This is a genomic window from Gilvibacter sediminis (assembly GCF_028561565.1).
Lineage (GTDB): Bacteria > Bacteroidota > Bacteroidia > Flavobacteriales > Flavobacteriaceae > Gilvibacter > Gilvibacter sediminis.
Genome location: NZ_JAQQTE010000022.1, coordinates 373,086 through 385,899 on the forward strand (window position 1 = coordinate 373,086; position 12,814 = coordinate 385,899).

At 42.2% G+C, this 12,814-nt stretch carries 12 protein-coding genes; all 12 read left to right on the forward strand.

Going from position 1 to position 12,814, the window contains the following annotated elements; all coding sequences use genetic code 11:
- Positions 1 to 88 precede the first annotated feature (88 nt).
- Positions 89 to 1,315, forward strand: coding sequence for a lipopolysaccharide biosynthesis protein (locus tag POW22_RS13940; RefSeq protein WP_272833372.1), 1,227 nt, complete (start codon positions 89 to 91; stop codon positions 1,313 to 1,315).
- A complete protein-coding gene (locus POW22_RS13945; RefSeq protein ID WP_272833373.1) occupies positions 1,312 to 2,559 on the forward strand; it encodes an O-antigen polymerase in 1,248 nt (415 codons plus the stop codon). The genes POW22_RS13940 and POW22_RS13945 overlap by 4 nt, the downstream gene beginning before the upstream one ends.
- Positions 2,556 to 3,629 carry a glycosyltransferase family protein gene (locus POW22_RS13950; protein WP_272833374.1) on the forward strand — a complete coding sequence of 358 codons (1,074 nt, stop codon included), beginning with the start codon at positions 2,556 to 2,558 and terminating at the stop codon, positions 3,627 to 3,629. Before POW22_RS13945 ends, POW22_RS13950 begins: the two co-directional genes overlap by 4 nt.
- 1 nt (position 3,630) lies before the next feature.
- On the forward strand, positions 3,631 to 5,283 hold the full coding sequence (locus POW22_RS13955; protein ID WP_272833375.1) for a hypothetical protein: 1,653 nt from the start codon (positions 3,631 to 3,633) through the stop codon (positions 5,281 to 5,283).
- 1 nt (position 5,284) lies between these two features.
- A complete protein-coding gene (locus tag POW22_RS13960) occupies positions 5,285 to 6,001 on the forward strand; it encodes a hypothetical protein (RefSeq protein WP_272833376.1) in 717 nt (238 codons plus the stop codon).
- Positions 5,988 to 6,632 carry a sulfotransferase family 2 domain-containing protein gene (locus POW22_RS13965; protein WP_272833377.1) on the forward strand — a complete coding sequence of 215 codons (645 nt, stop codon included), beginning with the start codon at positions 5,988 to 5,990 and terminating at the stop codon, positions 6,630 to 6,632. The genes POW22_RS13960 and POW22_RS13965 overlap by 14 nt, the downstream gene beginning before the upstream one ends.
- Entirely contained in the window at positions 6,632 to 7,327 is a 696-nt protein-coding gene (locus tag POW22_RS13970; protein WP_272833378.1) for a sulfotransferase family 2 domain-containing protein, read from the forward strand. The genes POW22_RS13965 and POW22_RS13970 overlap by 1 nt, the downstream gene beginning before the upstream one ends.
- Positions 7,328 to 7,397: 70 nt before the next feature.
- Positions 7,398 to 8,021: a hypothetical protein gene (locus POW22_RS13975; protein WP_272833379.1), complete on the forward strand. Its 624-nt coding sequence runs from the start codon at positions 7,398 to 7,400 to the stop codon at positions 8,019 to 8,021.
- Between the two features lie 122 nt (positions 8,022 to 8,143).
- Positions 8,144 to 9,652, forward strand: coding sequence for a lipopolysaccharide biosynthesis protein (locus POW22_RS13980; RefSeq protein ID WP_272833380.1), 1,509 nt, complete (start codon positions 8,144 to 8,146; stop codon positions 9,650 to 9,652).
- Entirely contained in the window at positions 9,645 to 10,646 is a 1,002-nt protein-coding gene (locus tag POW22_RS13985) for a glycosyltransferase family 4 protein (protein WP_272833381.1), read from the forward strand. The genes POW22_RS13980 and POW22_RS13985 overlap by 8 nt, the downstream gene beginning before the upstream one ends.
- Positions 10,647 to 10,719: 73 nt before the next feature.
- The gene (locus tag POW22_RS13990) at positions 10,720 to 11,817 is read left to right on the forward strand and encodes a glycosyltransferase (protein WP_272833382.1); all 1,098 of its coding nucleotides are present in this window, start codon (positions 10,720 to 10,722) and stop codon (positions 11,815 to 11,817) included.
- Positions 11,801 to 12,814 carry a polysaccharide biosynthesis protein gene (locus POW22_RS13995; protein ID WP_272833383.1) on the forward strand — a complete coding sequence of 338 codons (1,014 nt, stop codon included), beginning with the start codon at positions 11,801 to 11,803 and terminating at the stop codon, positions 12,812 to 12,814. The genes POW22_RS13990 and POW22_RS13995 overlap by 17 nt, the downstream gene beginning before the upstream one ends.

Here is a 12,814-nt window from a genome sequence, read left to right on the forward strand (position 1 = left end):
GAATTCAGTTGTGAGCCCCCGCCAGCTGCTTGAATTGCTTTAAGTAAGTTTTGTACCCTTCATATTTTTTGGAGGTAGATCATAGTGAATGAAGTTTCCTTTAAAAAATACAAACACCAAGAATGTTTTCTTGCTTATTGGGAGTATAGTTCTCAGTAAGGGCTTGGTGCTGATTTGTACACCCTTCATCACCCGTTTATACGATCCTTATCTTTTTGGTATACTCGCATTTATCTTGAGTTTTGGAAGAATTTTAGGAGTCATTTTCTCCATGCGCTACGAGTTGAAGTTTTTGAATGTAGACAACGAGAACCGCTTTGACCTTCTCAAATTCTTGAACGCACATGTGTACAGGCTCTTTTTATTATCTGCAGCCGTCACCTTTTTAATTGTCTTTGGGTTGGATCTACCCAAACAGTATTTACTCATTCCGTTTTTTGCCTTGCTGACCTGTTTGTATGAGGTAAACCGAATGTATAATGTTGCAGATAAGAAGTTCAATCAAATCGCCGTATCAGAAGTAGTACGTGGGATCAACCAAGGTCTGGTGCCGCTCATTGCGTTTTTTTCTGCCTTATTTGTGCCTATCGGACTAGTGGTTTCTGAGTTGAGTGCGTTGATCGGATCCATTTTTTCAATGGCGGGACTCAAAAGACTTACATCACTGCAAAGTTTTACCCAATACAAGACCTCTTTAAAGGGAGCTTATCGAGAAATGATGCTCACAGGGCCTGCAAAACTGATGAATGTCTCTACCAATGAGATCATCCCGTTGGGCATAGGGTTTTTATACAATAATGAACTTTTAGGACTTTATTTTGTCGCGCGCAAGATCATGGCCGTACCCTTGAGTTTTATCACTAAAGCCCTGGGTGATGTACTAAACAATTCTTTGAGTGAGCTCTTTTTAAAGTCAGGTGTAGCTCGTGCGAGAACTTACCTTTTTAAACAATTCAGATTATTGCTTGTCGCTGGTTTGGTTTTTGGAGCTGGAGTTTATCTTTTGATCGATTGGGCTATTGACATCTTCTTGGATGAGAGTTATGAGCGCGTCAGTCAGATCATCAAATTGAGCTTACTGTACTACTGCAGTTTACTCATTGTAGTGCCTGTAAGTAACTATTTCAATATCATTGGTCGCTTCAGTGTCAACCTGATGTGGGACGCTATCCGCTTTGGATTGGTGCTTTTATCCTTTGCAATTGGATGGTTTTTTGATTTCGATTTTGATAGTTTTATCTTATTGCTTTCCTCTTGCCTTTTCCTCGGGTACTTGGTTTTCGTACTTTTGCTCGTGTTTTATAGAAAAGAATGAACCTAGAAGTTCTACTTCATATCATCAATGGCCTTATTTTGTTAAACGTCTCCAGACGTTTTTCACTCTATCATCCGGTTAAGGTTTGGATGTTGTTTCAGGTGCTTTTCTATTTTGGAACCATCTACATTACAGATTTTACCCGTGAAGTAGAGGTGAGCCACCTGCGGATGTATGCCGTTTTTGCTTTGGTCACCTATCTCACGGCGCTCTTATTACCTAAGGATAAGGAAGATTTTAAAGTACAGATCACAGATGTTCATATTCGGTTTGTCTACATTTCCTTTTATGTTTCCATCATTATGTGTTCCATATATTTTACGCTCGCTGGAGGTAATTTATTTGTGCAGAATATTAAGTCTTTGGTCAGTCTGGGGTCTACTTTAGATTTCGTCGGTAGTCGTCGTTTGGAATTCTATGCGGGTCAGAATTATTATGCCCCAGGATTTTTTAACCTCTTTAAGAACTTCTTATTACCGGCTTCCTTTTACGCCCTCTTGTTTTTGCACATCAAAGGATATAAGCGCCGTCCTAAATGGTTTATCGCTGGCGCATTGGTAGCTTATTTGATCTTTATATTAGGAACAGGACAACGCGGTGCGCTTGTCTTGTCTATCTTATTTGGTGTGGTGTATTGCTACCATTTTCTGGGTAAGAAAAGAACCTATCGCATCGGCTTATACGGCGGAGTTGGCTTTTTTGTCCTTTTTGTGGTCGCTACCTTTTTTCTGAGCCGCGCAAAACTTCAAGGCCTCAATTCACTAGATGATTATCTACTCTTAGTTGAGGTGTCCATGGAACGATTCTTTGTGACCAATCAGCGCGCGGGTCTGATTGCCTATCAGTATATTTTAACTTATGAAGAGATCACTTATGGCTATGACTGGCTGATGAGTTTGGAACAGTTCCTTCCTGGACAATCCACCCACATTAACTTAGCCAATAAGGTATTCGCCTATAGATACGGCTCTACCCGGGGAACCTCTCCACCGACACTGATGGTGAGTGTGTTCTACAACTTTGGTTATTTTGGAGTGGTGGTTTTTCCAATTTTATTCCTAGGCTTTTTACAAGGCTTATACAGCTATTTTAGGTCGCGTTATAAAGGATTCCTAGACCTTTTTGTGTATTCCTTTTTGTATTTTGGTTTGGCTACATGGGCAACAGGTTCTTTGAGCTTTCCTATTCTTAACGGAGGCTTATTGTTTATACTGCTTTATTTCATCAAGAAAGTCAAGATTTGAAAAAGATCGTTTACATAAGACCGGGAGATATCTACGTAACGCCTGCCTTTAGTCGAATCGTGGAGGCGAGTCAATTGTTGGATGATCCTTCGGTGAAGATTTATGTGATTCAATGGCTCAATGACGAGCAGTCAAAATCGGAAGATGGAATTACCTATTTGAATTTTACCAAGAAACGCGGTGCTTTAGGAATGCTTGGGTGGTTTTGGTTCATTCTTAGCAAGCTCTTGAGCATTGCACCCCGTTATGTACATAATTTTTCGTTTCACAGTTGGACGCCAATTCTGATCTATAAAATCTTTTATCCCAAACGGATTGATCTTTTCTATGATTGTCGAGATTACTTCGGATGGAGTTTTTCCCTGAGCCCACTGACCAAAAGGTTCTCCATTTGGGCCGATCGCAGAATTGCACGAATCTGCAAACAGATCATTTTTCCCGATCGCAATGGGTTTGTGTATTTCAACACGCAAGCAGATAAGTATACTGCTATTCCCAATACCGTGACTGATTTTTTGGCTGGCCAAGAAATTAATCGTCCAGACACTGGGAAGAATATTCGCCTGTTCTATGCAGGTTATCTGTCTAATGATAGAAACATTAAGGCCATCATTGAGGCCGTAAAGACTTATCAGCATTTAGAGCTGCACATTGCGGCCAATTTCATTTCTAATCAGTTTGATCAATCGCTCTTAGAGGATCCTCGTTTTGTCTATCACGGAAAACTCTCCCATCAACGGGTGATTGAACTTATGTTGGAGTGTGATTATTGTTTGATCATGTATAATGCTGCTCTTGAGAACTACAGGTTGATCCAACCTACAAAGTTTTACGACTCCCTAATGAGCAACACGCCATATATCTGTGCAGAAGGAATGACCGCCTTAAAGGAGAACTGTGGTCCAGAGTGGCCCAATTTATGCCTTGCCTATAACAGTGTTGAGGCTTTTGCCGATCTAAAGAAACCCGTGCTGAACAACAAGAACAGAAGTCTGTATACCAGTACTTATGAGTACACTAAGGTATTGGGTGATATCGCGAAGGTTTATGATAAATATTTAACACCCTAGTATGCGTTTAAGGCTGTGGTTTGCTTTATTTCTATTGATGAACGCGGTTGTTGGTTTGGCCCAAGAGGTTCCCAATGCCAGTTTTGATCTAGAAACTTCAACCAATCCCAGTCTACCCGCAAATTACCGAGCACGCGCCACCACATTGGCTTATCACGGGATAGATAAGACCGTCGGGAATGAAAGCCTAGGGGCAGGGGTTTTCAATACTTTGGGTAAAGAAAACGCAACGGGATACTTTTACGGATGCTACGATCAGAATGGAAAAAACCCCAACTACTTAAAGGTCAACCCAGGGGAGGTTTATGAGTTTTCGGTTCATTATCGAATGGACGCCGCATTTCACCAAAGTAAGGGAAGTGCTGTTTATTTGCAGGCTTTGTTCTTTGATGGTGCCCAGGAGATTCGGCCACTGGCGCAAATAGACTCCAAACGCAGTGCTGAGTTCGACCCAAAAAGGCCAGAAGAATGGTATGAGCTGCGCTACAGCTTTGAAGTTCCTAAAGAGGTCTCTCACCTTGGAACTGCGGTCTATTTTAAGGGTAATGGAAAGGTCTGGGTAGATGACCTGAATCTCAAACAAGCAGGTGATGATCAGATCACGGATTCAAACCTCACAAAAGATTATGCCATTGATCAGGTTCCGTTTTCACCTTTTGTGCAAATTGTTTCTAATCAACAAGGGCGATTGCAAGAAGCTGTTGCCAACTATGAGATGCTCAACAAAGCCAACAACAGCAGGCTAAAGGATAGTTTATGGACACTGCGGGAGGCCAACTGCCATCCTCAACTAAGGCTAACTGCCAATATTGCTTCGGCTATTTTAAACAGTAGATCTTTATACCCACCTGAGAGTTATATGCATCAAAAGGCCTTGAATGCATTAGACTGGTTGATCAGCACGCAACAAGAAGACGGTGCGTTCTACTGGTATCCTGCGCAACCCTGTGATACTCCAGTGAAAGATGCGGGGTCCACCATGTATGAAGGCAGCATAGTGATGATCGCCCTGCGCGATGGATATCTGCGAGCCACTGATCCTCAACGCAAGAATGCCTATTACCAGGCCGCTAAACGTTTTTGTGACTATTTGCTCAAAAGCAAACCACAGGCCAATACCAACTTCAATGGATTTACCCTTTGGGCTCTGAGTAACTTTATTACCCTCAATCCGGACGCTCAAAATCGAGTGGTCTATGCTGAGAAAGCCTGGGAGTTTTTCCGCCACATAGAAAAGCAACAGACCAAGACCGGTAATTGGCCGGATTTTCACAATAAGCATGTTTATTATCACGCCATCATAACAAGGGGTATTTCTAGTTTGTACTTGGCTCAAAGTAAAATGAAGCTTTACGATACTAAACGAGAATTACAATTACAAAGATCTGCTTACCGAGCGCTTAATTATTTGCTAGCTCAGATCACCTCTGCAAAAGGAGATCTGCTCAAACACCCGGAGCTTGATACCCAAACCGTAAAAAGTCCTTTTGCTTTAGAAGTTGTACTTTTAGCTTCAAAGTTTCCGGAGTTGAACCCGGCAGAACAGCGTCATTTAGAAGCTTTATCTGGACTTTTGACCAATTTTGAGATCATGGGGACTCAAGGTCATCAAATCGCTGCTCTGGGGCGATATCTGTATTTTAAAGACAACTAGCTTGAGTAAAAAAGTACTCATCACATCTATTGGCAGAACGGCTACTTTGAGTCTTACTCAATGGTTAAATCAAATCTCTGGAGTACAGGCGTATCACGAAAGAGGCAAAGAAGATCCCTTTTTTTTGTACTTATCACAGTTCAAGGCTTACACTGAATTTACGCAGCAGTATTTATCTCAGCGCGACGCTTTGAGTGAGCAGTCAGCAGAAGAAATCTATGTGGAAGTCAATCCATACTTTCGTTTTGCAGATCGAGATTTCTTGAAAGACCTGGGCTGGATCAAGCTCTTTTTGGTCAGACACCCGAGGACTTATTTAGAAAGTGTATATCGGCGCAAGCTTTTTACGACTGCGGATACCTCATTTCAGAAACTCCCAGAGCCCAATGATGATATGTATAAACAGTGGAAAGAGTCCAGTCGGTTTCAAAAACTCTGTTGGTACTATACGCAGGTGCATCAGTACGTTCTAAAGGAGCAATACACTTATTTTAGAAGTGAAGCCCTTATTAAGAATAGACCTGTGCAAGAGGAATTCTTGAATGCCATTGGTCTAGAACATCAAACGGAAATTCCCGATTTTCCGCATCTCAACCAATCAAACTCTGGGATGCGTGGAGAGACCTTGGATTGGAGCGCTTTGACTTCTAATGATCTGGAAACCTATGAAGAGCTTTGTAAGCCATTAATCGTTAAATTGGGCTATGAACTTTCGTGATTCAGCACTATATCAACGCTTGTATTTACCACGGATTCGTAAAAGACTTCTGAATCGATACTTAGATGATATTCGTCAAGACAAGAAGCCCGTTTTTATCCATATCAACAAAACGGCGGGTTCATCTATAGCGCAAAGTCTTGGGATCACTGCAGGTCATTATACTTTGAATGAATTAGAATTGGCTTATCAAAACCGATTCAAAGAACTGCTACCTCGTGAAGTTCCTGTGTATACAGTGATTCGCAATCCCTTTGATAAGGTTGTTTCTCAGTACAGCTATCGTAAACAGACCAATCAGAACAATCTAGCCACAAATCCATTGAGTTTTCGGGATTGGGTAGAAGCAGCCTTTGAACGTAAAGACCCAGCGTATAGAGATCGGGAACTCATGTTCATTCCACAGACAGAATGGGTGCAGTCAGAACGTTTCAAAGAGATCAATTATATCCGTTTTGAACACTTGCAGGAGCAGGTTCAACCTTTGCTTGAAAAATACGGCAACCAAGGCTTGGAGTGGAAAAAACGCTCCGATCATGCACATTACAGAACGTATTACGATCAATTCACGCAAGAAGTTATTCAGCAGGAATTCGCGAGTGATTTAAAAACATTTAATTACGAGTTCTAATGCTGATCCCAGAACATAAAGGCCTATTTATCCACATTCCAAAAACGGCGGGTCAATCCGTGGAGGACTATTTTCTCAATACAATGGGTAGGGATCGAACGGAGGATAATTCCAAGTATTTGCTGGGGATCAATACCAATCAAGAAGGGCCGAGGAGATTGGCGCATTTGACTGCAAAAGAGCACGTAGCGCTAGGCCATATAGATAGCCAAGACTTTGAGAGTTATTTCAAATTCAGTTTTGTTCGTAACCCATGGGAACGATTGGTTTCCTTGTATCGCTTTCGCGGATTTTCCAGTGTCTGCAGTTTTGCGGTCTTTGTGGATCGTTATTTGGAGTACTACTTAGCGCATGAAAATTGGTTTTTTAAGCCACAGGTAGATTTTATCTATGATGAAAATGACCACTTGCTTTGTGATTTTGTTGGTCGCATGGAAAACTTGCAGCAAGACTTTGATACGATTTTAGCGCGTTTATCACTGCCGCAGGGAATGTTACCGCATCACAATAAGTCTAAAGAAAAATGGCTGTCAGTAAAGACTTTCAAGCTTTATCTAAAACATCCGTCTTTGCTATATCAAGGCCAACGGCCGCCGCGAGTGCGTGATTATCGCGATCATTATTCGGCCAAGACACTAGCACAGGTGCATCGTCTTTATGAGCGAGACATCAGATTGTTGAATTATCAATTTTAGCTGCGCTTTGATCATTTCACATAAACATAAATTCGTCTTCATTAAAACCCGTAAAACAGCGGGTACGGCCTTGGAAATTGCCCTGAGCTCCATTTGCGGACCGGATGATGTCTTAACCCCGTTATCTGGTGAAGATGAGAACCTGCGCAGGCAGCTTAGTGGTAGATCTGCTCAAAATTATCGCCTTCCATGGGGGCAATACACAGTGCAGGATTACTTCAGAATGATAAAAAAGGGAAGTAGACTAGCGTATAAAAATCACCAAAGCGCAAAATTAATTCAGGAGCGATTAGGGCCCAGCATTTGGGATAACTACTTCACCTTCTGTGTAGAACGCGCTCCAGAAGCTAAACTGATCTCTCATTACCAATGGTTAAAGATGCAGGGAGCCTGTAAAAACCCATTGGATTATATAGAAAAAAACTATTTTCGCAAAATCCTAGGAAGTTTGGCTTATGCTGATTCCTCCGGATCGATTTTAGTGGACAAGGTCTATAAAATGGAACAACTGCCTGAAGCAATTCAGGAACTCAGCGATCGTTTTGACCTTTCTACAGACGCACTGCAACTTCCCCACAACAGTGTGAAAAAAAGCGCTCCGGTATCAACCGCAGAACAAGAACACCTTCTTGAATTGTATCAAGAGAGGTTGCTGGACTTTTTTGGTCTGGAAAGAGCATTTTACGAAGATTAAATGTTCGTTTTTATCGAAGAACGTTGTGATTTACGGCCTTTGATAAAATTTAATTCGGTTTTTCAGGAATTAGTCTTAATTTTCAATTAGAACTGACCAATTTCTGCCTGATATTATCATAAGTGACAGAGAAGTTAAACAAATCCATAAGTTATAAGGCCCTCCAAACAGTAGGATTCACCTTGTATTCTATGTTGCTTATTCCCTTACTGATTCGGTTCTGGGACAAAGAGACTTACGGTACCTGGATTGCCATTTATGCCTTATACAATTTGGTTCAGGTTGTGGAGTTTGGTCATAACACCTTTGTGGGTAATGCCTTCAACGCGATGGTTCATACCGATAAGGAAGGAGCCAAATCCTTATTGGGTTCCGCATTTAGAATTAATTTTCTATCGGGGCTCATTCAAATGTCGGTCATTGGAATCATTTACAAGCTGGGGGCTTTTAGTTTTTTCATAACCAATGACATGCCCGATGGTGACATTGCCATCATTTTATTCATACTATTCCTTTATCGCCTACTTATTGGTTCCTATAGAGGCCTTTTAGTTAAGATCCTAAATCCTTTTGGGTACATCTATAAATCCTATCAGTTCTCCATCTTTGAACGCCTTATAGAGTTTACGGTTTTGGTGGCCGCAGCGGTTTACGGTATTTCACTGATCAATATGGCGCTCCTGTGGTTGATCTTTAAGAGTTGTTATTCCCTGGGGATTCTTTTTTACCTCAGAAAACTACTGCCAGAATATTTTCCGTGGTGGCAAAAGGGCAGTCTGGCCTTGGGTTGGCAGAACTACAAGAAATCTTTGCCCTACATAGGTAGTTCGCTGCTTGATAGGACTGCTTCTGACGGGGTTGTTCTTTTGATCTCGGTGCTATTAGGCTCTACTTTCTTGCCCTTATTCATCGCTATCCGAACCTTGGTAAACTTCGGAACCAAAGTATCAGATATTTTCTTAAGCCCCATAACTCCAGAACTGATCAATCTGTATGCGAAGCAGCAAAAAGAACGTTTATTGCAAGTCATTGGTTCGTATTGGTTGATCACAGGAGGTATTCTGATCATTGGTTTCATGCTGTCCATTTGGTTGATTGAACCCATTTTTGAGATCTGGACCAACGGCAGATTGACCTTTAGGCCTCTGGTGTATTACGGCTTGATCTTGGTAATGATCACCCAAAACGTCGGCAGTATTATGGACGCCTTTTTACGAGGGATCAACAGGACCAATTTGGTCTTTCAGACCTCTTTTATTCGCACGGCCATGATCCTCATTGGTATTTACGTCTTTTATACGATGAGCATTAAAGGGGTTATTCTGGCCCTGGGAATAGCAGAGTTCTTTAAAAGTATCATTTGGTTGCCCTATTGGTGTTCTAAGGAGCTTTCTGCGGATTTCAAAAAGGTCGGGATGCTTTGGCTCAACCCGCTGCTTATTGGGCTGAGTGTCTTGTTTTATTTCATCGAATTCCGTGAGCCACCCATATGGGTGCTGCTAGGGATCATCGTATTGGTTTTCCTACTATTGTTGTGGCAATACCGACAAATGTCGCCAGCTGTGCTGCGCCTTTTACAGCGCAAATATGCCTTTTTAGGACTCATTGCAAAAAAGAATAAGAATGGGTAAGCAACCGGTATATCTGGTCTTTAGAAAAGCGAACCCAGGCAATTTCAGCATTGAATCGATTTATCGCGGTTTGCTCAACTTTTGGAGGCAGTCCAAGCAGACTCAATTCGATTTTAAAACCATAAGCCTAAATCACAATTTTGATCTTTTCAATTTTGTAAAATATTTTCTGCGGAGCCTATTTGTGCGAGGGCAGATCATTCATGTGACCGGAGGAGTCAATTATATGATCATGGCCTTTCCATTTCAGAAACGGGTATTGACCATTCATGATTTTTATTATTTAAAGGCTGAGAAAAAATCAGCGGTCTATCGTTGGCTTTACTATCAATTGCCTTTGCGCTATGCAACCAAGGTTGTTGTGGTTTCTAAGGCGACAAAATCCGACTTGCAACAGTTGTTCCCATCCGCAACGGATAAAGCCGTTGTGATAAACAATCCTTTGACGGTTCCGCTTGCGGCTCCTGAGATCGCCTTAAACCGAACGCCATCCAAGCCTATACACATTCTGCAAATAGGGGGTAAAGCGTTGAAAAACTACGATCGTCTTTTAGAGGCTTGCCGCGAATTAGAAGTAAAACTGACCTTGGTTCACGCGCGCCCCCATGGTTTAGAAGAAAAGCTAAAGGCTTGTGGATTGACGGCTCGCGCTCGGGTTTTGTCTACAATAAGTTCTGAGCAGTTACAAGAGCTTTATCAGCAGGCAGATCTGCTGTATTTTGCCTCATTAGAGGAAGGATTTGGCTTGCCTATTTTGGAAGCTCAAGCAAACGGTTTGCCCATATTGACCTCCAATCGTTCACCCATGAAGGATCTTGCGCCAGAGGCTTTCTTGGTAGATCCTTTAGATACTGCTGCGATCCGTGCGGCAATCCTCCAATTTATCAAAGAAGGTTACAGTCGTGAAAAACGAGTATCGGCTTATGAACGTCTGGACCAGTTTTCCTATGAGCACATTGCGCAGCAATACAGCGCGCTATATGCCGAATTATAGCCTGTAATTGCTAAATATTTAGTTTCTTTGCCAGCGCTGGGAAAGCCCTAAAATTCCAGCATTAGATGCACTAATGGTAATTGTTGTTACTCCACAAATTCGATCAGTTTCTGTTCAAGACGGACCCAATAAGTCCTTGGTTGGAATTTGCTCTCTTCTGGAGTCTCATGAGATTCCTTATAAGGTTTTGGCTTTGACAGATCCACTGGGAGCTCAACAGAGCAATACAGCAATAAATCCCAAGGTGGATTATATGGATGGGGTGTCCGCAGCCGATCTAAAAAAGAGGTTTGAAGGCGGAACAGTCATTTGGCTGAACACCTTGTACAACTGGAATTTTACCGTTAAGCCGCTGCTGGCGCTTCGCAAACGTCCAGACCTTAAGGTCATTGTCAGTCCTAGAGGGCAACTGCTCAAAGGCGCTTTAAACCTTAAAAAGCGTCTTTACTTAAAGCTTTTGACCCTTTATTTGAAGAGTCTGAAGAACAAGGTGTGGATCCATTATGCCAATACTCAAGAAAAGGCGGCCTCTTTGGCTCTTTTTGAAGGATATCCAGAATTGATCTTCAACAATCCTATTTCTGGAACGATCCAAGCTGCTCAGCGTCCTGCTGGCAGAGAAGAATTTGTGCTTGGATATTTTGGGAGAGTGTCCCCAATTAAGAACATTGAATTTGTGATCAAACAATTGCCAAAACTTCCCAAAGAGGTGCGATTGGAAATACACGGAACCATTGTGGATCCCATCTATCAGCAAAAGTTAATGGCGCTGATTGAAAAACTGCAATTAAAAGCGCGCGTAGGTTTTCACGATACCTACAATAATTTTAATTTCGCAAAGAAATCTGCGGGAGTGGATCTGGTGATCATTCCGTCGCGATCTGAAAGCTTTTGCCATGTTTTTTTTGAAGCCATTGAAGCTGGAAAATTGGTCTTGGCAAGCACCGGCTTACCTTGGGAAAAGGTAAATGCCTCAGTGCCCAAGACGCTTTTGCCTCTTAAAGGAAAGCAGTGGAGACAACGGATTACAGAAGTGCTAGAAATGACCGATGCTGGTTACGATCAGCAACACAAAGAACTTGTAAATTACTATAACAACATATACACCGAGTCCAATACCAATATTGTAAGGGCGGTAAAAACAGTTTTAGACCATGAAACTCAAGAATAAAAAACTACTCATCACCGGAGGAACCGGATCATTCGGAAACGCCGTATTGGCGAGATTTCTGGACACAGATCATTTCTCGGAGATCCGTATTTTTTCACGTGATGAAAAAAAGCAAGACGATCTCAGAAGAAAGTTGTCCAATCCAAAGGTCAAATTCTACATTGGTGACGTACGCGATTACACTGCTGTTTTCAACGCCATGCGCGGTGTGGATTATGTGTTCCATGCGGCAGCTTTAAAGCAAGTTCCATCTTGTGAGTTTTTCCCGGTTGAAGCTGTAAAGACCAATGTCTTGGGTACAGAGAATGTATTAGAGGCAGCTATTTCTAACAATGTAGCTAACGTGGTAGTGTTGAGTACCGATAAGGCAGTTTACCCGATCAACGCCATGGGAATTTCTAAAGCCATGATGGAAAAGGTTTTGGTAGCAAAATCCAGAAATGCGGGTAATACCGTGATCAGTGGAACGCGCTACGGAAACGTAATGGCGTCAAGAGGTTCTGTGATTCCATTATTTGTGGAGCAGATCCAGCAGGGCGCTCCTTTGACCCTTACCGATCCCAACATGACCCGTTTTATGATGACCTTAGAAGATGCAGTAGACCTTGTGCTCTTTGCATTCAACAATGCGCGTCCTGGAGATATGTTTGTACAAAAGGCTCCAGCAGCTACCATAGAAGTATTGGCCAAGGCGGTTAAGGAACTTTATAAAAGTGATTCAGAGATCAAGGTTATTGGAACGCGTCACGGAGAAAAACTCTACGAATCGCTGCTTACCCGAGAAGAGGTGATCAAGGCAGAGGATCTTGGGGAATATTACCGCATTCCGGCAGACAATCGTGATCTCAACTACGCCAACTATTTCTCTAAAGGAGAGGTTGATATGAGTAAAGTGGAGGATTATCATTCGCACAATACAGATCGTCTGGATGTTGAGGGCATGAAGCAGTTGTTACTCAAATTGGAGTTCATAAGAGAAGACGTTGCTAATCAGTAA